The following is a 21,021-nucleotide window of genomic DNA, read 5'->3' as shown; positions in this document are numbered from 1 at the left end:
GAGGCGTCACCATCAGCGCTCTTCGTCGTGGTCCCGGCGGGGCGAAGGGGCGGCGGCGGAAGCCGTCGCCTGCCGACGGGACACCGCACCGACCTGCCAGGCGGCCGAGTACAGCAACAGCGCCATGGCCAAGGAGGCGCCCGCTCTCTTGGCGGCGCCGGTCAGCACGCCTTCGGTGAGGGTGCCCCACGGGGCCCGGACCGTCTTGGAGGGGTGGGTCGTCTCGCTCGCGCCGTCGCCCAGGTCGACCGTGACCCGGCTGGTGTAGTCCACTTCCGTCACGTAGCGGTAGGCCGTGAAGTCGCGGTGGGCGCCGACAGCGCCGCCGAGTACGGGGGCCGACACCAGGACGGCCACCACGCTCCACCGCGCGAGGGGTGCCAGGCGGGGAACCGTCCCGCCCCCGGTGCGCAACCGGCCGCGACGGTGCCACAGGTACCAGCCGACCGCCGCCAGGCCGAAGACGGTGCTCGCGTACTGCAGCAGCCGGGCGAACGACAAGCCCCCCGGCCCCGTGGCGTGCAGAGCCCCCACCCGGACGACCAGGAAGTCGCCGTGGGTGAAAGCGTCCCACACGGTGTGGGAGGCAATGCCGATCAGAGCGGAGACCAGCAGCCACATGAGGTACCGGGCCTTGGCCCGCGGGCCGGTCGACCGCTCCGGTTCCGGAAGGCCGAGGCCGGAGGGCAACAGCGCGGTAACCGGCGCCCGTAGCATCCGGTACGCGACCACCAGGCCGACAGCGGCGGGCAGGTTCACCAGGAGGCCCACACCGGGCGAGTGGGTCTGCGTGGCGTTGAGGAGTGGCCCGTACCAGTCCTGGGCGCTGTTCTCGGACAGGCCGAGGGCGGCCAGGAAGTACGGGGCGTCGGGGGCCACGGCACCCGCGACCAGCGCCGACGGAACGAACGGCCGACGCATCAACGGCAGCACCGCGGCGGGGTGGGACAAGGTGAACGGCAAGTCGGTGATCTTCCCTGCTCGGACGAGACCGGCCGGAGGTCACTGCGTGCCGCGCTACGGGCGCCCCTGGGCCGAGGCGTCCGGGATCGCACGGCCGGCCAGTTCCCAGGCAGCACTCACGGATAGAACACCGGAGAGAGTATTCATCTCGACGGACTATTGCCAAGTGGGTGGGCCCCGGTCGGCTGTCGACGCGGAGAAGCAGCCGGGCGGCCATCCCCCCCAACGCGCATGACGAGGACGAGCGGTCGGCGACGGACGAACCGGCTTGCGGAGGAGGCCGAGTCAGACGCCGAGTCGGCGACGGCGGCGCACGGCCTGGCAGACCGCCGTCGCCGCGGCCGTGACAGGCAGCAGGAGGAGGAGGCCGAGGGTGGGCAGGGGATCCGCCCACACCTTCGTGTAGGCGTAGGCGACCAGGGGCGGCGAGGCCGCGGCCATCGCGCCGAACTCACGCAGCCCTGACGAACGTGAGCGCAGGGCGACGGCGGCCCCGGTGAAGGCGAGGACCAGCATCGGCCAGGCGCCGTAGTCCGTGGTCACGCCGAAGGCCCCCGTGCGCACGACAACCAGGGGGAACCACGCCACGCCGGTCATGACCCCGGCCACCGCCGACAACCACCGGTCACCCCGCCGGTCCGCGGGGCAGGCCGACACGACGGCGGTGGTCAGCAGAGCCGCCGCGACAGGAGCGAACGCGCCCTCGCCGGGCACGGGTACGGCGACGGTCCACAGCACGGCCCTCCCCAGCAGCCCGCACACCGCCACTCCGGCCCCCGGCACCCATCGGCCGGTCAGGGCGGTGACCGCGCCGAGGCACACCAGGAGCGAGAACAGCAACGACAAGGCCCAAGGGCCCCCCATGGTGGAGAGCTGGACCCACACGGGAGCCGGCGAGACCACGAGTTCGGCGTACCAGCGCGTCAGGTGCAGCCCGCTGACCACCGCGTCGGCGGCCAGCGCGAACGGGGCGGCCAGGGCGAAGAAACGCCCGGCGGGCGAGGCCGAGTCGAGCCCCAGCCGAACCCGCAGAGCGTGCGCGACCAGGTCGGCGTCCGCACGCAGTCGGGCCGCACGCGGCAGGTCCGCCGTCATCTCCCGGTGCACGTCGACGATCTCCTGCCCGTTAGCGGCCCGGTACGCGGCCGGGTACAGGCGGACGAGGGGATCGCTCACGCCGGCGCCGCCGCCCCGTCGGCCAGACGCCGCCGGACCTCCCGAGCGGTCGCGGCCAACCGCTCCGCCTCGGCCTCCAGCCGCTCCCGGCCGGCCGGAGCGAGAGCGAAGACCCGGCGCGCCCGACCGCCCACCACCTCCTCACGCTCCACCTGGATCAAACCCTCCGCCAGCAGCCTGTCCAACGCCCCGTAGAGCGCCCCGGTACGCGGCGTCACGCGGCCGTCGGTGATGGCCTTGACCTCCTGGGCGATGGCGTACCCGTGCCGGGGCGCATTCGCCAGCGCCGTCAGCAGCAGCAGCGCCAGCTCCTGCATCCCTCGTTCACTCATACCAACAGAGTATTCCGCCCGACGGACCGTCCCCGGACCGGGCCCAGGGGAAGACCGACGGTTGTCCGCGGGCGCGGGCGCGGGCGCGGGTGGGGGTGGCGGTGGGTGCCGTCGACCCCGCGGCCCGACGGAAGCGCCGGTGGGTATGGTCGTGACGTCCGTTCCACGCTGGTGACGGTGCCCGCCGGTGAACGGACAGGTGTGGTAACGCTGTTGGGCGCACGACCCACGCACGCGCGGGCGCGAGCGCCGGGCCGGCGGGATTCGATCGTCGCCGTCCGGGCTTCGGGGGATCCATGACCGCGCGCACCGTGCGCGGGTGAGGATACAAGCGACAGGTGATCAGGGGCCGTGGCCGAGCCTCCGTACGGTGGAGTGGCCCTGCCCGGATGGATGTGGGGGAACACATGACGTTCGAGCAAGAATGGGCCGACCTGCGTGCGGCGGCGGCCAAGCGGCGTCGTGGATCAGTTCGCCGGGGACTTCTTGTCGCGGCCGTGGCCGGCTCGGTGTTTCTCGGGGCCACGGGTTGTGGAGGCAATGGAGAAGCGGACGGAAATCCGAAGACCCCGAAGGACTACAAGGTCGTGGCGGGGACGCAACTCTGCGGTGGCAGGGCGGTGACCGCTGACGCGTCCAAGGCACTGAAGGTGATCACGGGCTCGTCGCGCTTCGAGGCGTCGGCAGAGAGGTACACCGTCGCACGGGCCGCGGCGGATCTGGTCGAGGAGTTCCCTGCCTCCACCGTGACCAAGGACGTCTGCCGTGTCTACACGCCCATCGGCACGCCGGATTTTGACCTCCGAATCACCTGGAGACTGGCCGACGGCGTTCCGACGGAGCCCCCGGCCCCGAATTTCACCGAGCTGAAGATGGGAGAGGACGCCGTGGCGGCGGCGGACAAGGCGTACGTGCAGTTCGCGTGCCGGAGCGAGAAGTTGCTCAGCTCGTCGAGCATGGGCCATATCGTCATCGGTGTGCAACATTGGGCCGTGCCGACGGAGCCCGAGGGCGATGTCCAGCAGTTGAAGGACGCCTATGCGACCGTGGCGCATTCCTTCTCGCTGGCCATGGCCAGGGAGCTGGGATGTGAGAAGAACGGTGGGCTTCCCGAGCGGCCGGTGCTGGAGCCCGCGTAGTTGCTGACGTACGAGGGGGGAGATGTCGTCGGGGTCGACGTGGCCGTTGACTGTGAGTCGGGAGGAATCCACCGTCTTGAATCGCTGGGGTGACGGGGCGCCACCAGTCCCGCTCCGTCCAGGTAGGACGGTCCGGATACCGGTCCAGGCAGTGGGCGGTGAGGGTGCGTGGGGATGCGGATGATGGTCAGTCGTGGTTCAGGGCGCCGGAGACTTCTTGTCGCGGCTGTGGCGGGCTCGTTTCTTTTCGGTGTTGCGGGGTGTGCGGAGGAGGGGAGCGAGCGCGGGGTTCCGAAGGACTACAAGGTGGTGGCAGGGACGCAACTCTGTGGTGGTAGTGCCGTGTCCGCTGACGCGGCCAGGGCATTGAGGGTGATCACGGGGTCGTCGCGGTTCGAGGCGTCGGCAGAGAGGTACACCGTCGCACGGGCCGCGGCGGATCTGGTCGAGGAGTTCCCTGCCTCCACCGTGACCAAGGACGTCTGCCGTGTCTACACGCCCATCGGCACGCCGGATTTTGACCTCCGAATCACCTGGAATCTGGTCGACGGCGTTCCGACGGGCCCCCCGGCCCCGAATTTCACCGAGCTGCGGATGGGAGAGGACACCGTGACGGCGGCGGACAAGGCGTACGTGCAGTTTGCTTGCCGGAGCGAGGAGTTGCTCGGCTCGTCGAGCGTGGGCCATATCATCGTCGGCGTGGAGCGCTGGGGCATGTCGGAGAAACCTGAAGGCGATGTCCAGGAGTTGAAGGACGCCTATGCGACCGTGGCGCATTCCTTCTCGCTGGCCATGGCCAGGGAGCTGGGCTGTGAGAAGAACGGTGGGCTTCCCGAGCGGCCGGTGCTGGAGCCCGCGTAGTCGCTGACGTACGAGGGGGCCCGGCCCATCCCGGCCAGGCGGGCCGGTGTTGCCGGGAGAAGGCGAGCAGGGTGCCGCCGACCCGGACCACCCTCGGGTCGGCGGCTCGCGTGGGCGCGGTCCGCACGGTGCCGCGGGGAACCCGGTGTACGGATGATCCGGCAGCACTGAGTCGCGCCGCAGGCGAAGGGTGTGAGCGGTCGCCGGAGCCGACGACGGGTGAGTGGCGCGGCAACAGGCCCGCCGGACAACGGGGTTGCCCCAGGTGGCCGGGTGCCCAGTTGCCCCGGGGCGTCCGCTTGACCTCAACCGTGCTTGAGCCGACACCGTGGGGCGCATGAACACGGATTCCGCGGCGCGCGCCGCCGATCTCGAAGCCATCGACCGGGTCGTGGCCGCCGTCGAGCACTCCCAGCGGCACAAGGACCCCGACGAGTTCCTTTCCCTCTTCCATCCCGACGCTGTCTGGACGACGGGCGGCGGCAAGGTCCTGCTGGGCCTCGACGCGATCTCGGCGTTCACCCGCAAGGTCCTCCCCGCCGACGACTGGGACGGCAGGGTCACCTACGAGGTGGTCCACGTGTTGTTCATCCGCCCCGACGTCGCGGCGGTCAAGGTCCGTCAGCTTTACCTGGCCCCGGACGGTGCCGCCGAGGGCGCCCCGTTGTACGTGATGTCCCAGCAGGACGACGGGCGCTGGCTGCTGACCGCCTGCCAGAACACCGCCGTCGTCGCCGACTGAGGGCGTGCGGGGCGGAGGCCGGGGGTGACGCCGCCGCTCGGCCGGGGCATCCGGCAGTATGGCCCCGTGACCTCCTGGCCCGGAACCCGGCAACGCGCCACAGCCGTCGCGGCACCGGGGCGCGTGCGGCTGGCGGCGGCCGGGGCCGCCGTGCTGACCGTGGCCGCGGCGCTGGGGCTCAGAGCGGTGTCGGCGGGGAGCGTGGGCAAGTACGGCGGGGACGCGCTGTACACGGTCCTGCTGCTGGCCCTCGTCGTCCTGGCGGCGCCCCGGGTGAGACCCCTGACCGCCGCCGCGACGGCGCTGGCCGTGAGCTGGGGGATCGAGTTCTCGCAGCTCAGCGACGTACCGGCGGAACTCTCCCGGCACAGCGCTGTCGCCCGCCTCGTCCTCGGCTCCACCTTCAACCCGCCCGACCTCCTCTGGTACGCGGTCGGCGCGGCGGGCGGCTGGCTCGTCCTCGCCGGCCGTAGTGTCCCCTCTGTCATCGAGGAGGGACACGAGGAGGGAAGCCGATGCGACGCGTGAGCTATGCGATGGGTGTCTCGCTGGACGGATACATCGTCGGGCCGGATGGCGCGTTCGACTGGACGGAGCCTGACGAGGAGGTCTTCCGTTTCGTCACCGACGAGGAACGAGGGGTCGGCGTCCATCTGCTGGGGCGGCGGTTGTACGAGACGATGCTGTACTGGGAGACCGCCGACCAGGACCCGTCGCTCGACGCTCCCCTGCTCGAATGGGCCGCGCTCTGGAAGTCGCTGCCGAAGGTGGTGTTCTCGACCACCCTGTCGGAGGTGCGCGGCAACGCCCGGCCGGCCTCCGGTGGACTGGCGGAGGAGGTCGAGCGGTGGCGGGCCGAGCCGGGGGAGGGTGACATCGCCATCGGCGGTGCGACGCTCGCCGCCGAGGCGGCGGAGCTGGGGCTGATCGACGAGTACCGGGTCAGGGTCCATCCGGTGCTCGTGGGCGGCGGCACCCCGTTCTTTCCTCACCGCGAGCGCCACGTGGACCTCGAACTCGTCGACCACCGTGTCTTCGGCTCGGGGGTCGCCTCCCTCCGCTACCGCGTGAAGCGGTAGCGGAGACGGCGTGGGCGGCGCCGGGGAGGGAGCGTCCGCCGGCGCTCGCGTGCGAAGTCGTCCTTCACACCGCGGGGCTCAGTCCGTGATGTCGCAGATGGGGGCGCCTGAGGTGAGGGAGGCGCCGACTTGGGCGCTGAGGCCCTTGATGGTGCCGGACTTGTGGGCGTTGAGGGGCTGTTCCATCTTCATGGCTTCGAGGACGACGATGAGGTCGCCTTCCTTGACTTCTTGTCCGTCTTCGACGGCGATTTTGACGATGGTGCCCTGCATGGGGGAGGCGAGGGTGTCGCCGGAGGCGGCGGGGCCGGACTTCTTGGTGGCGCGGCGTTTGGGTTTGGCGCCGGCGGCGAGGCCGGTGCGGGCCAGGGACATGCCCAGGGAGACGGGCAGGGACACTTCCAGGCGTTTGCCGCCGACCTCGACGACGACGGTCTCGCGGCTGCTGTCGTCGGTGTCGGTGTCGGTGTCGGCGGGGGTGGTGAAGGGCGGGATCGTGTTGGTGAACTCGGTTTCGATCCAGCGGGTGTGGACCGTGAACGGGTCCTGGGTGCCGGTGAGTTCGGGGGCGAAGGCGGGGTCGCGGACGACGGCGCGGTGGAAGGGGATGGCGGTGGCCATGCCCTCGATGTGGAATTCGTCGAGGGCGCGGGCGGCGCGCTGGAGGGCTTCCTGGCGGGTGCGGCCGGTGACGATGAGTTTGGCGAGGAGGGAGTCCCAGGCGGGTCCGATGACGGAGCCGGTCTCGACGCCGGTGTCGAGGCGGACGCCGGGGCCGGTGGGCGGGGTGAAGCGGGTGACGGTGCCGGGGGCGGGCAGGAAGCCGCGGCCGGGGTCCTCGCCGTTGATGCGGAACTCGAAGGAGTGGCCGCGCAGGGGCGGGTCGTCGTAGCCGAGGGCTTCGCCGTCGGCGATGCGGAACATCTCGCGGACGAGGTCGATGCCGGCGACTTCCTCGGTGACGGGGTGTTCGACCTGGAGGCGGGTGTTGACCTCGAGGAAGGAGATGGTGCCGTCGAGGCCTACGAGGAACTCGACGGTGCCGGCGCCGACGTAGCCGGCTTCCTTCAGGATGGCCTTGGAGGCGGTGTAGAGCTGCTGGTTCTGGGTGTCGGAGAGGAAGGGGGCGGGGGCTTCCTCGACGAGTTTTTGGTGGCGGCGCTGCAGGGAGCAGTCGCGGGTGGAGACGACGACCACGTTGCCGTGGGTGTCGGCCAGGCACTGGGTCTCCACGTGGCGGGGCTTGTCGAGGTAGCGCTCGACGAAGCATTCGCCGCGGCCGAAGGCGGCCACCGCCTCGCGGACCGCCGACTCGTACAGCTCGGGTACCTCGTCGAGGGTGCGGGCGACCTTCAGGCCGCGTCCGCCGCCGCCGAAGGCGGCCTTGATCGCGATCGGCAGGCCGTGTTCCTCCGCGAAGGCGACGACCTCGTCGGCGCCGGAGACGGGGTCGGGGGTGCCGGCCACCAGCGGCGCGCCGGCACGCTGGGCGATGTGCCGGGCGGCGACCTTGTCACCGAGGTCCCGGATCGCCTGCGGCGGCGGACCGATCCAGATCAGCCCCGCGTCCAGCACCGCCTGGGCGAAATCGGCGTTCTCGGAGAGGAAACCGTAACCGGGATGGACCGCGTCCGCCCCCGACTCCGCCGCCGCCCGCAACACCTTCCCGACATCCAGATAACTCGTCCCGGGCGTGTCACCACCCAAAGCGAACGCCTCATCAGCGGCACGGACATGCAGAGCGTCCCGGTCCGGGTCCGCGTACACCGCCACACTCGCGATCCCCGCATCCCGGCACGCCCGGGCCACGCGGACAGCGATTTCGCCACGGTTGGCGATGAGCACCTTGGTCAGCATGCCGCCCCCTGCGCGTGCGTCGACGCGGACCGGAACCGGTCGACGGTCTCGACGATGCCGCGGATGTCCGCCCCGGGGGTGAACACCGCGTCGACGCCCATCGCCTCGAGGGCGCGGACGTCGGCGTCCGGGATGATGCCGCCGACCAGGATGCGGACGTCGCTCGCGTCCTCCCGCGCCAGCAGCTCGAGGACGCGCTCCACGATCGTCAGGTGCGCGCCCGAGAGGACGGAGAGGCCCAGGACGGGCGCGTCCTCGGCGATGACGGTGGCGACGATCTGCTCCGGGGTCTGGTGCAGACCGGTGTAGATCACCTCGTGGCCGGCGTCGCGCAGCGCGCGGGCGATGACCTTGGCGCCGCGGTCGTGACCGTCGAGTCCGGGCTTGGCGATCACCACGCGCAGCCGGGAGGAGGCTGCGGCGCCGCCGGTATCGGCGCGCTGTCGCAGGGCGTTCATGATGTCTCCGATCGGAAGTTCACTGGGGGAGTGCCGAGGCGAGCCAGCCGGCGGGGCCGTGTCCGTGGGGCGTGCGCAGGAGCCGGCGGGGCGACGCCCAGGAGGTGGCGGGGCGGGGTGCCGGCGCGTGGCCCGGGGCGGTGGCGGCGGACAGCAGCGTGACCACGGCGGCGAGTTCTTCGGGGGTGGGGTTGCCGCGGACGACCTTGATCACGGTGGCTCCTGGGGTGGTCCTGGTGGGGGTGTTCTGGTTCTGGTGGTGGTGGGGGTGTGGTCAGAGGGGGATGTTGCCGTGTTTCTTCGGGGGGAGGGTTTCGCGTTTGGTGCGGAGTTGGCGTAGTCCCTGGACGATGTGGCGGCGGGTGTCGTGGGGCATGATGACGGCGTCGACGTAGCCGCGTTCGGCGGCGGTGTAGGGGTTGAGGAGGGCGTCCTCGTAGTCACGCATGAGGCGTGCGCGGGTGGCTTCGGCGTCGTCGGTGGTCTCGGCGTGGGCGAGGGTGCGGCGGTGGAGGATGTTGACGGCGCCCTGGGCGCCCATGACGGCGATCTGGGCGGTGGGCCAGGCGAGGTTGAGGTCGGCGCCGAGGTGTTTGGAGCCCATCACGTCGTAGGCGCCGCCGAAGGCCTTGCGGGTGATGACGGTGATGAGGGGGACGGTGGCCTCGGCGTAGGCGAAGATGAGTTTCGCGCCGCGGCGGATGATGCCGTCGTGTTCCTGGTCGACGCCGGGCAGGAAGCCGGGGACGTCGACGAAGGTGAGGACGGGCACGTTGAAGGCGTCGCAGGTCCGTACGAAGCGTGCGGCCTTCTCGGAGGCGGTGATGTCCAGGCAGCCGGCGAACTGCATCGGCTGGTTGGCGACCACTCCCACCGGGCGTCCCTCGACGCGGCCGAAGCCGGTGAGGATGTTCGGCGCGAACAGGGCCTGGGTCTCCAGGAACTCGCCGTCGTCCAGGACGTGTTCGATCACGGTGTGCATGTCGTAGGGCTGGTTCGCGCTGTCCGGGACGATGGCGTCCAGTTCGCGGTCCTCGTCGCTGACGGCGAGGTCGGCTTCCTCGGGGAAGGCGGGGGGTTCGGACAGGTTGTTCGACGGCAGGAACGACAGGAGCTGTGTGACGTACTCGATGGCGTCCTTCTCGTCGGCGGCCAGGTGGTGGGCGACCCCGGAGGCGGTGTTGTGGGTGCGGGCACCGCCCAGTTCCTCGAAGCCGACGTCCTCGCCGGTGACGGTCTTGATGACGTCCGGGCCGGTGATGAACATGTGCGAGGTCCCGTCGGCCATCACCGTGAAGTCCGTGATCGCCGGCGAGTACACCGCGCCGCCCGCGCACGGGCCCAGCACCAGGCTGATCTGCGGGATCACCCCCGAGGCGTGTGTGTTGCGGCGGAAGATCTCCCCGTAGGCGCCCAGTGAGGCCACACCCTCCTGGATCCGGGCGCCGCCGGAGTCGTTGATGCCCACGATGGGGCAGCCCGTCTTCAGCGCGAAGTCCATCACCTTGACGATCTTCTGCCCGTACACCTCGCCCAGCGCCCCGCCGAAGACGGTGAAGTCCTGCGAGAACACCGCCACCGGCCGTCCGTCCACCGTGCCGTACCCGGTCACGACACCGTCCCCGTAGGGCCGGTTCTCCTCCAGGCCGAAACTCGTCGAACGGTGCCGGGCGAACTCGTCCAGCTCCACGAACGAGCCCTCGTCCAGCAGCAACGCGATCCGCTCACGCGCCGTCAGCTTCCCCTTCGCGTGCTGCTTCTCCACCGCACGAGCGGACCCCGCATGCGTCGCCTCCTCGATACGACGCCTCAAATCCGCGAGCTTGCCCGCGGTCGTACGCATGTCGATCTCGTTCACTGCCTGCTCCACCCCGGGGCTCGTTCGGTCAGAAGGTGTCGTGGGGGACGTACATGCCCCAGACGTCGCGCAGCGCGTGCGCGACCTCGCCCGCCGTGGCGCGCAGCCGCAGGGCCTCGCGCATCGGGGGCAGGACGTTGTCCGTCCCTCCTGCGGCGGTGCGCAGGGCGTCGAGGGCGCGGCGGACGGCGGCGCCGTCGCGTTCCGCGCGCAGGGCGGCGAGGCGTTCGCGCTGGTCCAGCTCGATCTGCGGGTCGACGCGCAGCGGCTCGTACGGTTCCTCCTCGTCGAGGGCGTACTTGTTGACGCCGACCACGGTCCGTTCCCCGTGGTCGATCTCCAGCGCGGTCCGGTACGCGGACTTCTCGATCTCCGACTTCTGGAAGCCCTGCTCGATCGCGGCCACGGCGCCGCCGCGGTCCTCGACCGCCCGCATCAGGTCCAGGATCGCGCCCTCCAGGCCGTCGGTCATCGACTCCATGACGTAGGAGCCGGCGAAAGGGTCGACGGTCTTGGTCACGTCGGTCTCGTAGGCGATGACCTGCTGGGTGCGCAGGGCCAGCCGCGCCGCCTTCTGGGTGGGCAGGGCGATGGCCTCGTCGTAGGAGTTGGTGTGCAGGGACTGGGTCCCGCCGAGGACCGCGCCGAGGCCCTGGAGGGCGACACGGACGAGGTTGACCTCCGGCTGCTGGGCCGTGAGCTGCACGCCGGCGGTCTGCGTGTGGAAGCGCAGCATCTGCGACTTGGGGTCGCGGGCGTGGAACTCCTCGCGCATGACGCGGGCCCAGATCCGGCGGGCGGCACGGAACTTGGCGATCTCCTCCAGGAGCGTGGTGCGGGCGACGAAGAAGAAGGAGAGCCGTGGCGCGAAGTCGTCCACGTCGAGCCCGGCGGCGATCGCGGCGCGTACGTACTCCTTGGCGTTGGCCAGCGTGAACGCGATCTCCTGCGCGGGCGTCGCCCCGGCCTCGGCCATGTGGTAGCCGGAGATGGAGATGGTGTTCCAGCGCGGCAGTTCCCGGTGGCAGTAGGCGAAGATGTTGCTGATCAGCCGGAGGGACTGCTGCGGCGGGAAGATGTAGGTGCCGCGGGCGATGTACTCCTTGAGCACGTCGTTCTGGATGGTGCCGGTCAACCGGTCGCCGGGGACGCCCTGTTCGGCCGCGACCAACTGGTAGAGCAGGAGCAGGGACGCCGCGGGCGCGTTGATCGTCATGGACGTCGAGACCTTGTCCAGGGGCAGCCCCCGGAAGAGCGTGCGCATGTCGTCGAGGGAGTCGACGGCCACGCCGACCTTGCCCACCTCGCCGCGGGCGATGGCCTCGTCGGAGTCGTACCCCATCTGGGTGGGCAGGTCGAAGGCGACGCTCAGGCCGCCGGTGCCGGCCCCGACCAGTTCGTGGTACCGCTCGTTGGACTCCTTGGCCGTGCCGAAACCGGCGTACTGCCGCATCGTCCAGGGCCGGCCGGTGTACATCGTCGGGTACACGCCCCGGGTGTACGGGAACCGCCCCGGGGAGCCCAGCTTCGCCTCGGCGTCGAACCCCGCCAGGGACGCGCCGTCGTAGACCGGCTGGATGGGCACTCCGGACTCGCTCTGCGCAGGGGACCCCATGCCCGACCTCCTTGGTACCGAATCTCCCTCGAACGGTACTCAGTACCATCGTCCTGGGCAAGTGGTCTCCGGTACCGGGACAAGGGAGGATGGGCGGCCATGAGCAAGTCACCCGCGCGCATCCGGCTGGCGGATGCCGCCTTCGCGCTCTTCGACGAGCGCGGATACGAGCAGACGACCGTGGACGACATCGCCGAACGGGCCGGGGTGGGACGGACGACGTTCTTCCGGAACTACCGGTCCAAGGAAGCCGTGATCTTCCCCGACCACGACCGGCTGCTCGACCTGATCCGGGACCGGCTGGCCACCTCCAGCCACAGCACCGCCCTCGTCGCCGTCTCGGACGCGGTGCGCCTGGTCCTGCTGCACTACGTCGACGAGGGCGATCTCGCGCGCCGGCGCTACGGGCTGACCAGCAAGGTGCCCGCGCTGCGGGACCGCGAGATCGCCAGCGTGGCGCGCTACCAGCGGCTGTTCCGCGAGTTCATCGCCGAGTGGATGGGGGACCCGACGGCGTCGGCCTCGCTGCGGGCCGAGTTGATGGCGGCGGCCGTGGTCGCGGCCCACAACCACGTGCTGCGCCGCTGGCTCCGGGGCGAGTCCCGCGATCCGGTGGCCGAGGTGGACGAGGCGATGCGCGAGGTGCTCGCGCTCTTCCCGGTGCCGACGCCGGGCGAGGGCACCGGGGAGGCGGGGACGACGATCGTCGCCTTCCGCAGCGCGCAGGACCTGGACGCGCTGCTGCCCGCGCTGCGCCGGCTCGTCGAGTCGTAGGCCGCTACGGGGGCCGCCCCCGCCCGGCCCGGCGGGGGTGGCCCCCGTAGCGCGGCGGGCGCCGGGCGGCCTCGCCGCCCCGGACGCCTCCCGCCGTTCGTCCGTCCGTCGGTCCCGCGCCGCCCGCTCCGGGGCCGGCGCGAGGTCGAAGCGGGCGCGGCTCCGCGCCCGGCCGCCCGGGGCGCGGCGGCCGTCCGGCCCGGCCTCCAGGAATCGGTCCGGGGCCGGGTGGCCGGTGGGTCAGGCCGCCGGGTCCACCGTGAGAGGGACGTCGAGGCGGGCGGCGAGATCGGCGAAGGAGATGCCGAAGGTCTCGGTGACGACCGCGCCCCGCGGACCCACGAGGAAGGTGGCGTGGTTCGTGTACACCCGGTTCACGCACGCCCTGCCCGTGAGCGGATACGTGCACTCCGGGACGAGCTTCGGCGTCCCGTCCTTGGCGAACAGCGACATCATCACGAAGATCTGCCGGGCGCCGACCGCGAGGTCCATGGCGCCGCCGACCGCCGGGATGGCGTCGGCGTCCCCGGTGTGCCAGTTGGCCAGGTCGCCGGCGGCCGAGACCTGGAACGCGCCGAGCACGCAGACGTCGAGGTGGCCGCCGCGCATCATCGCGAAGGAGTCGGCCTGGTGGAAGTAGGCGGCGCCGGGAAGCTCGGTGACGGCGATCTTCCCGGCGTTGATCAGCTCGGGGTCGATCTGCTCGCCCCGGGCGGCGGGGCCCATGTGGAGCATGCCGTTCTCGGTGTGCAGGACCACGCCGGAGGCGTCGGGGAGGTGGTCGGCGACCAGGGTCGGCTGCCCGATGCCCAGGTTGACGTAGGAGCCCCGCGGGATGTCGCGGGCCACCCGCGCGGCCAGCTCGTCCCGGGACAGGGGGCCGCGGTCGAGGTGTTCGGTCGGTGCGGTTGCGGTGCTCACGGGGTCGGTACCACCTTCACGACGCGGTCCACGTAGATGCCGGGCGTCACGATCGCCTCCGGGTCCAGGGCGCCGGTCTCGACGACCTCCCGTACCTGCGCCACGACGGTGGTCGCGGCGGTGGCCATGACCGGCCCGAAGTTCCGGGCGGTCTTGCGGTAGACGAGGTTGCCCATCCGGTCGGCGCGGTGGGCGCCGATCAGCGCGAGGTCACCCTTGATCGGGTACTCCAGGACGTGGGGGCGGCCCGCGATCTCACGGGTCTCCTTGCCCTCGGCCAGCAGCGTGCCGGCGCCGGTGGTCGCGTAGAAGGCGCCGATACCGGCGCCGGCGGCCCGCAGCCGTTCGGCGAGGGTGCCCTGCGGGACGACCTCCAGCTCGATGCGTCCCTCGCGGTAGAGCCGGTCGAAGACCCAGGAGTCGCTCTGCCGGGGGAACGAGCAGACCATCTTGCGGACCCGGCCGGCGGCCAGCAGCGCCGCGAGCCCGGTGTCGCCGTTGCCCGCGTTGTTGGAGACCACGGTCAGACCGGACGCGCCCTGCCGGATGAGCGCCTCGACCAGCTCCACCGGCATCCCGGCCATGCCGAAGCCGCCGACGAGCACGGTCGCCCCGTCCTCGACGCCGGAGACCGCCGCGTCGACGTCGTCGCAGATCCGTACGGTCACAGCGCCCTCGCACCGATGCCGGGGGTTTGGTCGCACGACGGCGGGACGCGGGGTGTGCGCGGGAACACGCAGAGGTGATTGTCGGCCATGACCTCACGCTAGGAGGCCAGGGTTTATCGTGTCCAATACTGGATGGGGCGGCTTTCATCGGCGCTGCTTATAAGTGCATGCGGCGAATGCCGTGCCGGTACGTGCCCACGGGGCGGGACGGAGCGCGAGCGACATGGAGATCCGGCAGGTCCGCTACTTCCTCGCCCTGGCCGAGGAACGCCACTTCGGCCGCGCGGCGGCCCGGGTCAACGTGGCCCAGCCCGCGCTGTCCCAGCAGATCAAGCAGTTGGAACGCCAGGTCGGCAGCACCCTCTTCGACCGCTCCACCCGCCACGTCGCCCTCACCGAGGCCGGCCGCCACCTCCTCACCCACGCCCGGTCGATCCTCGGCGAGGTGGAGCGGGCCGAGGCCCACATGGCCGCGCTCGCCTCCGGCCGGGCCGGCCGCGTCTCGGTCGGCTTCGTCGGCACCGCCACCTACGACGTCCTGCCGCGCGTCGCCCGCACGGTGCGCTCCCGGCTCCCCGGCGTCTCCCTGGAACTCCGGGGCGAACTGCTCGTACCGGAGCTGGTGCAGGGCCTCGCGGACGGCACGTACGACCTCGCGGTGCTGCGGACCGACGGCCGCCTCGACGCCCCCGTCGAGGTCACCCCCCTGCGGACCGAACGCCTGGTGGCGGTCCTGCCCACCCGGCACCCCCTGGCCGGCCACGACCGGGTGCCCCTCGCCGCCCTCGCCGACGAGTCCTTCGTCGTCCACCCCTCCCAGGCCCGGTCGACCATGTACGCCTGGGTCCTCGGCGCCTGCGCGCGGGCCGGTTTCCGCCCCGCCACGCTCGTCGAGGTCGGTGAGACCGCCACGCTGGTCGTCTTCGTCGCCGCGGGCCACGGGGTCGCCCTGGTACCGGAATCGGTGCAGAGCCTGCGCCTCGACGGCGTCACCTACGTGCCCCTCGCCGAAGACGAGCCCGTCACGCTCGCCCTCGCCCGCCGCTCCCACCCCGACCCCCCGGTGGTCGACCGGGTCGCCGAGGTCGTCGAAGCCTCCGTACGGGGCTGACCACCGCCGGCGGACCGGGCCGAGGCCGTGCCGGTGCGCGGGCCCGCCGCCGGGAGCGCGACGGGCGCGCACCGGAGGCGGGCCGGAGAATGGCGGGTGGGCCGCCGCGCGCGCGGCGGCGCGAGCCGGGGTCCGCCGGCGGGCCGCCCTACGCCCGAGCCCGCCCTTCCCGAGGAGTACGACGTGGAGCATGGCGCGGGCGGCGCGGCGCGTCCCCGGGAGGGGTACGCGGACCGGATGCCGGGTCTGCTGCTGCGGGCGCACACGGCGCTGCGCATGGCGACCGACCTGGTCACGGACGGCGGCGAGGCGCGGCGCGAGGACCGGCTGACCGCCTTGGACCAGGCCCTGCGCGGGCTGCGCGGGGAGGCCGGGGACCTGACGGCGGCGGTGCTCGCGGACCCGCCGCGGGAAGGCGGCCGGCAGGCGGTCCCGGCCGCCCTGTACGTACGGGGCGACCTGGACCGTCTCGCCGTGCTGCTCGGGGAGGCGGGCGACATCGCGCGGGCGCGCGGGGCCGCACCGGTCGCCGAACCGCTCCGGGGACCCCTGCGGGAACTCGGCGAGGCGTGCCTGCGCCTGGTGGCGCGGGCCCACGAGGTCGCCGGAGCGTCCTGCCCCCGGGGCGTGCCGGAGCGGGCCGTGGCGGAGGCCGCCGCGCGGCAGCGGAGCCTCGCCCGGCTGCTCCTGGCGGGCGACACGCGGTGCCCGGTGCGCGACGCGGCCCACGCCGCGGTGCTGGGCCGGTGCCTGGAGGAGTGCGCCCGGCGGGCCGTGGCGCTGGCCGAGGTGGTGGCCCGCCTGCGTGAGTCCGCCGTCCGCTGAGCCGCCGGCCGGGGGTGCCGGCGCCGGGGGGTGCCGCCGGTCGGTATGCCACCGGCCGGGGTGCGCGCCGGGGCGCCGCCGTCCCGTGGGCCGCGCCTGCCCCCCGCCGCCGCACCCGCACGGGCCGCCGTTCTCGGGCCGCTCCCGTCCGGTGGCCCGGCCCCGCACCCGCACGGGCCGCCCGTTCGCAAGCCTCCGCCCGCCGGTGGCCCGCTCCCGCACGGCACGGGCCGGGTTCGGCGGCGTTTTCCGGCCGGTGGCCCGCCCTCGCGCCGCCCGGACCGCCGTCCGCCGGGTCCGCGCCGGCCGGTGGCCGCCCCGTACCGCACCGCGAACCTCCCTTTCCGGGCTTACCGTGACAAGGAGCCTCACACCGGAGGAGCAGGGAGGCGGCCATGGGCATGTCCAGCGGCGCGCTGTCCGGCTGCCGGTTCTGGATCGACCGGGGCGGGACCTTCACGGACGTGGTGGTCCGCCTGCCCGACGGCCGGCTCCGGGCCCGCAAGCTGCTGTCCGAGAACCCCGGCCGCTACCGGGACGCGGCCGTCGAGGGCATCCGCGTCCTCCTCGGCCTGGCACCGGGCGAGCCGATCCCCGAGGGGGCCGTGCACAGCGTCCGCATGGGGACCACCGTGGCGACCAACGCCCTGCTGGAGCGCTCCGGCGAACGCACCGCCCTGGTGATCACCCGCGGCTTCCGCGACGCCCTGCGCATCGGCTACCAGAACCGGCCCGACCTCTTCGCCCGCCGGATCGACCTTCCCGAACCGCTCTACGAACGCGTCATCGAGGTGGACGAACGCGTCACCGCCGAGGGAGAGGTCCTGCGCCCGCCCGACCTCGACGCCCTCGCCGCCGACCTGAGGCGCGCCCACGACGACGGCATCCGCGCCGTGGCGGTGGTCTGCCTGCACAGCGCCCTGCACCCCGCGCACGAGCGCGGCATCGGGGAGACCGCCGCCGCCGCCGGGTTCACCCAGATCTCCCTGTCCAGCGACGTCGGGCCGCTGACCCGGCTCGTGCCGCGCGGGGACACCGCCGTGGCCGACGCCCACCTCTCCCCGGTCCTGCGCCGCTACGTGCGCGGTGTCGCCCGGGAACTGCCCGGCGTCCGGCTGACGTTCATGCAGTCCAACGGGGGACTGGCCGCCGCGCACCACTTCCGGGGGACCCACGCCGTGCTCTCCGGCCCGGCCGGCGGCATCGTCGGCATGGCCCGGCTGTCCCGGGAGGCCGGACACGACCACGTCGTCGGCTTCGACATGGGCGGCACCTCCACCGACGTCTCGCACTACGCGGGCGAACTGGAGCGGACCCCCGTCACCCGCGTCGCCGGGGTCCGCCTCCAGGTGCCGATGCTGGACATCCACACCGTCGCCGCCGGCGGGGGCTCCGTCCTGCGCTTCGCCCACGGGCGCTACCAGGTCGGCCCCGACTCCGCCGGAGCCGCCCCGGGACCGGCCAGTTACCGCGGAGGGGGACCGCTGACGGTCACCGACGCCAACGTGCTGCTCGGCCGCGTCCCGCCGGCCCGCTTCCCGCACGTCTTCGGACCCGGGGGCGACCAGCCGCTCGACGAGGAGGCCGTGCGCCGGGGGTTCACCGCGCTCGCCGCCCGCATCCACGAGGACACCGGCGACACGAGGACCCCCGAGGAGGTCGCCGAGGGCTTCCTGCGGGTCGCCGTGGCGAACGTGGCCGCCGCCGTCAAACGGATCTCCGTCCACCGCGGCCACGACATCCGCGCCTACGCCCTCACCTCGTTCGGCGGCGCCGGCGGCCAGCACGCCTGCGCCGTCGCCGACTCGCTCGGCATCCGCACCGTCCTCGTCCCGCCGTTCGCCGGGGTGCTCTCCGCGCTCGGCATCGGACTCGCCGACCTCACCACCCTGCGCGAGCAGGCGATGGAGGTCCCCCTGGACGAGGACCGCATGGCCGACGTCCGGACCGTCGCCGACCGGCTCGAACACGCCGCCCGCGCGGCCCTCGCCGACCAGGAGGTCCCCGGCGACAGCGTCCGCGTCACCCGCACCGCGCGCCTGCGCTACGACGGGACCGACACCGCCGTCACCGTCGCGCTGGCCGGCGCCGACGCCATGACCCGGGAGTTCGCCGACCGCCACCGGCGGCTCTACTCCTTCCTGCTGGACCGGCCGGTCGTCGTCGACTCCCTCTCCGTCGAGGCCCGCGGGGTGACCCCCCGGCCGGACCTGCGCCGGCCTGACGCCGGTACACCTCCCCACGACGACGCGACCGCGCCCACCACCCGCCTCCACGTCGACGGCGCCTGGCGGACCGTCCCGCTGCGCGAGCGCGAACGGCTGCGCCCCGGGACGGTGGTGCGGGGCCCCGCCGTGATCACCGAGGCCCACGCGACCACCGTCGTCGACCCCGGCTGGCAGGCCGGCGTCACGGACGGCGGCCACCTCCGGCTGACCCGTTTCGCCTCCGTCCCCCGGGAGGAGACGGGGACCGAGGCCGACCCGGTGATGCTGGAGCTCTTCAACAGCCAGTTCGTCTCCGTCGCGGAGCAGATGGGGGCCCGCCTCGCGGCCACGGCCCAGTCCGTCAACATCAAGGAACGGCAGGACTTCTCCTGCGCCCTCTTCGACCCCGACGGCGGCCTCGTCGCCAACGCGCCCCACATCCCGGTCCACCTCGGCTCCATGGGAACCGCCGTCCGGGAGATCGTCCGACGCCGGGCCGGGACCATGCGGCCCGGCGACGCCTACGCCGTCAACGACCCCTACCACGGAGGGACCCACCTGCCCGACATCACCGTGATCACTCCCGTCTTCGGGGAACCGGGCACCCCGCACTCCGGCGAGATCCTGTTCCACGTCGCCTCCCGCGGCCACCACGCGGAGATCGGCGGCCTCACCCCCGGCTCGATGCCCGCCGACAGCCGCCGCATCGACGACGAGGGCGTCCTGTTCGACAACTGGCTGCTCGTCCAGGACGGCCGGCTGCGCGAGGCCGAGACCCTGGACCTGCTCACCGGCGCCCCGCACCCCTCCCGCGACCCCGCGACCAACCTGGCCGACCTGCGCGCCCAGATCGCCGCCAACGCGAAGGGCGTCGACGAGGTGGCCCGCATGATCCGCCACTTCGGCCTCGACGCCGTCCAGGCGTACATGCGGCACGTCCAGGACAACGCCGAGGAGGCGGTCCGCCAGGCCCTCGGCACCCTCACCGGCGGCGCCTGCCGGTACGAGACCGACTCCGGCGCCGTGATCGCCGCCCGGATCGCCCCGGACCACGACGGACGCACCGCGACCGTGGACTTCACCGGGACGTCGCCGCAACTCGGCACCAACCTCAACGCGCCGGCCTCGGTCGTCACGGCCGCGGTGCTCTACGTCTTTCGCACGCTCATCGCCCAGGACATCCCGCTCAACGACGGCTGCCTGCGCCCGCTGCGCGTCATCACGCCGAAGGGCTCCCTGCTCGACCCCGCGCCGCCGGCCGCCATCGTCGCCGGCAACGTCGAAACCTCCCAGGCCGTCACCGGAGCCCTCTACGCGGCCCTGGGCGCCCAGGCCGAGGGCAGCGGCACGATGAACAACGTCACCTTCGGCAACGAGCGCCACCAGTACTACGAGACGGTCGCCTCCGGGGCCGGCGCAGGCCCCGGCTTCCACGGCGCCTCGGCGGTCCAGACCCACATGACCAACTCCCGCCTGACCGACCCCGAGGTACTGGAGCTGCGCCTGCCCGTCCTCGTCGAGGAGTTCGCCGTACGCGGGGGCAGCGGCGGCGCGGGCCGGTGGCACGGCGGCGACGGCGTGGTGCGCAGGATCCGCTTCCGGGAGGCGATGACCGTCAGCGTGCTCTCGGGCCACCGCCGCGTGCCCCCCTACGGCATGGCCGGCGGGGAACCGGGCTCCCTCGGCGCCCACCGGGTCGAGCGGGCGGACGGCACCGTCGTCCCGATGGCCGGCTGCGACCGCGCGCACGTGGGGCCGGGGGACGTGTTCGTGCTGCTCACCCCCGGCGGCGGTGGCTACGGCAGCCCGGAGCCGTAGGCCGGGCCGGGCGCGGCGGGCGCGGGAGCGGGCCGCGCGGCGGGCGGACCCGGTCCGGGGCAGGGCCTGGTCCGCCGCCGCACGCGTTGCCGCGTCGCGCCCGCCGTCCGATGGTGGAGGTACCCGGAGTCGCCCGCGGTGACGGACGGCGGCGGCCTCGTCCGGGCTCCGCCGGGCTCCACCGGTCGCCCCGAGCCGAGGAGGACGGCATGACGCACACCCTGGAATGGAAGGTTGACCTCCACCTCTTCGAGGAAGGGGGCACGACGAAGGCCCGCGCGGCGGTCGACACCGGGACCACGGTGGTCACCGGCCACGGGATCGCCCACCGCAACCCGGTCGACCCGGACGTGCCGGAGATCGGCGACGAACTGGCGGCGGGCCGTGCCCTGCACGACCTGGGCCGGCAACTCGTGGACAGCGCCGAACGCGACCTCGACGGCGTGCACGCGCCCCGGCCGGAACCCCGCCCGGCCCTCGGCTGGCCGATGTGACCGGAGCCGGGTGACAGGGCCAGGGGGCCGGGTGGCCGGGCCGGAGACCCGCCGCCGGGCGGGTGCGTCCGGCGCCGAGGGGGGAACCCGGTCCGAGGCGGCCACCCGCCCTCCCGGGCCGGC

At 73.1% G+C, this 21,021-nt stretch carries 20 protein-coding genes; 10 read left to right on the top strand and 10 right to left on the bottom strand.

The genetic code is table 11. The features are described 5' to 3' along the window. Positions 1 to 12: 12 nt before the first annotated feature. The 3 genes from VM636_RS06470 to VM636_RS06460 all read right to left on the bottom strand — a co-directional run bounded on the left by VM636_RS06470 (position 13) and on the right by VM636_RS06460 (position 2,471). Positions 13 to 963: a DUF4184 family protein gene (locus tag VM636_RS06470; RefSeq protein ID WP_338483788.1), complete on the bottom strand. Its 951-nt coding sequence runs from the start codon at positions 961 to 963 to the stop codon at positions 13 to 15. A gap of 285 nt (positions 964 to 1,248) precedes the next feature. After that, a complete protein-coding gene (locus VM636_RS06465; RefSeq protein ID WP_037859421.1) occupies positions 1,249 to 2,139 on the bottom strand; it encodes a hypothetical protein in 891 nt (296 codons plus the stop codon). Continuing rightward, positions 2,136 to 2,471 carry a PadR family transcriptional regulator gene (locus tag VM636_RS06460; RefSeq protein WP_030422496.1) on the bottom strand — a complete coding sequence of 112 codons (336 nt, stop codon included), beginning with the start codon at positions 2,469 to 2,471 and terminating at the stop codon, positions 2,136 to 2,138. The genes VM636_RS06465 and VM636_RS06460 overlap by 4 nt, the downstream gene beginning before the upstream one ends. Before the next feature lie 407 nt (positions 2,472 to 2,878). Between VM636_RS06460 and VM636_RS06455 the strand changes: the two genes are divergently transcribed. The 5 genes from VM636_RS06455 to VM636_RS06435 all read left to right on the top strand — a co-directional run bounded on the left by VM636_RS06455 (position 2,879) and on the right by VM636_RS06435 (position 6,292). Then, positions 2,879 to 3,610 (top strand): hypothetical protein, encoded by a 732-nt coding sequence (locus VM636_RS06455; RefSeq protein WP_338483784.1) that lies wholly within the window; start codon positions 2,879 to 2,881, stop codon positions 3,608 to 3,610. A gap of 174 nt (positions 3,611 to 3,784) precedes the next feature. After that, positions 3,785 to 4,471: a hypothetical protein gene (locus VM636_RS06450; protein ID WP_338483782.1), complete on the top strand. Its 687-nt coding sequence runs from the start codon at positions 3,785 to 3,787 to the stop codon at positions 4,469 to 4,471. Positions 4,472 to 4,808: 337 nt separating this feature from the next. Next, positions 4,809 to 5,213: an SgcJ/EcaC family oxidoreductase gene (locus tag VM636_RS06445; RefSeq protein ID WP_053914437.1), complete on the top strand. Its 405-nt coding sequence runs from the start codon at positions 4,809 to 4,811 to the stop codon at positions 5,211 to 5,213. A gap of 66 nt (positions 5,214 to 5,279) precedes the next feature. Continuing rightward, on the top strand, positions 5,280 to 5,741 hold the full coding sequence (locus VM636_RS06440) for a DUF2809 domain-containing protein (RefSeq protein ID WP_051821526.1): 462 nt from the start codon (positions 5,280 to 5,282) through the stop codon (positions 5,739 to 5,741). Further along, positions 5,729 to 6,292, top strand: coding sequence for a dihydrofolate reductase family protein (locus VM636_RS06435; protein WP_030422491.1), 564 nt, complete (start codon positions 5,729 to 5,731; stop codon positions 6,290 to 6,292). The genes VM636_RS06440 and VM636_RS06435 overlap by 13 nt, the downstream gene beginning before the upstream one ends. A 78-nt stretch (positions 6,293 to 6,370) precedes the next feature. Here the strand turns inward: VM636_RS06435 and VM636_RS06430 are convergent, their stop codons facing one another. From VM636_RS06430 to VM636_RS06410, 5 genes are read right to left on the bottom strand one after another with little or no spacing between them, the layout of a single operon-like run. Beyond that, a complete protein-coding gene (locus VM636_RS06430) occupies positions 6,371 to 8,146 on the bottom strand; it encodes a biotin carboxylase N-terminal domain-containing protein (RefSeq protein ID WP_338486307.1) in 1,776 nt (591 codons plus the stop codon). Continuing rightward, a complete protein-coding gene (locus VM636_RS06425; RefSeq protein ID WP_051821621.1) occupies positions 8,143 to 8,607 on the bottom strand; it encodes a cobalamin B12-binding domain-containing protein in 465 nt (154 codons plus the stop codon). Before VM636_RS06425 ends, VM636_RS06430 begins: the two co-directional genes overlap by 4 nt. Positions 8,608 to 8,626: 19 nt before the next feature. Then, complete coding sequence (locus VM636_RS06420; RefSeq protein WP_030423440.1) at positions 8,627 to 8,821, bottom strand: acyl-CoA carboxylase subunit epsilon; 195 nt, start codon at positions 8,819 to 8,821, stop codon at positions 8,627 to 8,629. A gap of 60 nt (positions 8,822 to 8,881) precedes the next feature. After that, entirely contained in the window at positions 8,882 to 10,450 is a 1,569-nt protein-coding gene (locus VM636_RS06415; RefSeq protein WP_338486305.1) for an acyl-CoA carboxylase subunit beta, read from the bottom strand. A 43-nt stretch (positions 10,451 to 10,493) separates the two neighbouring features. Continuing rightward, a complete protein-coding gene (locus VM636_RS06410; protein WP_030421457.1) occupies positions 10,494 to 12,080 on the bottom strand; it encodes a methylmalonyl-CoA mutase family protein in 1,587 nt (528 codons plus the stop codon). Between the two features lie 99 nt (positions 12,081 to 12,179). Here VM636_RS06410 and VM636_RS06405 point away from each other — a divergent pair, with 99 nt between their 5' ends. Continuing rightward, a complete protein-coding gene (locus VM636_RS06405; RefSeq protein ID WP_053914738.1) occupies positions 12,180 to 12,854 on the top strand; it encodes a TetR/AcrR family transcriptional regulator in 675 nt (224 codons plus the stop codon). 240 nt (positions 12,855 to 13,094) lie between these two features. Here VM636_RS06405 and VM636_RS06400 read toward each other — a convergent pair whose 3' ends face one another. Together VM636_RS06400 and VM636_RS06395 are read right to left on the bottom strand one after the other, a co-directional pair. Then, a complete protein-coding gene (locus VM636_RS06400) occupies positions 13,095 to 13,775 on the bottom strand; it encodes a 3-oxoacid CoA-transferase subunit B (protein WP_030421455.1) in 681 nt (226 codons plus the stop codon). Then, positions 13,772 to 14,443: a 3-oxoacid CoA-transferase subunit A gene (locus VM636_RS06395; protein ID WP_030421454.1), complete on the bottom strand. Its 672-nt coding sequence runs from the start codon at positions 14,441 to 14,443 to the stop codon at positions 13,772 to 13,774. Before VM636_RS06395 ends, VM636_RS06400 begins: the two co-directional genes overlap by 4 nt. Positions 14,444 to 14,666: 223 nt before the next feature. Between VM636_RS06395 and VM636_RS06390 the strand changes: the two genes are divergently transcribed. From VM636_RS06390 to VM636_RS06375, 4 genes are all read left to right on the top strand, one after another. After that, on the top strand, positions 14,667 to 15,554 hold the full coding sequence (locus VM636_RS06390; protein WP_030421453.1) for a LysR substrate-binding domain-containing protein: 888 nt from the start codon (positions 14,667 to 14,669) through the stop codon (positions 15,552 to 15,554). Between the two features lie 183 nt (positions 15,555 to 15,737). Continuing rightward, positions 15,738 to 16,379 carry a hypothetical protein gene (locus VM636_RS06385; RefSeq protein WP_338483775.1) on the top strand — a complete coding sequence of 214 codons (642 nt, stop codon included), beginning with the start codon at positions 15,738 to 15,740 and terminating at the stop codon, positions 16,377 to 16,379. A gap of 416 nt (positions 16,380 to 16,795) precedes the next feature. Next, complete coding sequence (locus VM636_RS06380) at positions 16,796 to 20,404, top strand: hydantoinase B/oxoprolinase family protein (protein WP_030421451.1); 3,609 nt, start codon at positions 16,796 to 16,798, stop codon at positions 20,402 to 20,404. A gap of 209 nt (positions 20,405 to 20,613) precedes the next feature. Continuing rightward, positions 20,614 to 20,898: a DUF1876 domain-containing protein gene (locus VM636_RS06375; protein WP_030421450.1), complete on the top strand. Its 285-nt coding sequence runs from the start codon at positions 20,614 to 20,616 to the stop codon at positions 20,896 to 20,898. The last annotated feature ends 123 nt before the right edge of the window (positions 20,899 to 21,021 follow it).

Origin of the sequence: Streptomyces sp. SCSIO 75703 (assembly GCF_036607905.1) — a bacterium.
Lineage (GTDB): Bacteria > Actinomycetota > Actinomycetes > Streptomycetales > Streptomycetaceae > Streptomyces.
This window is presented reverse-complemented; position numbering and strand designations above follow the sequence as displayed.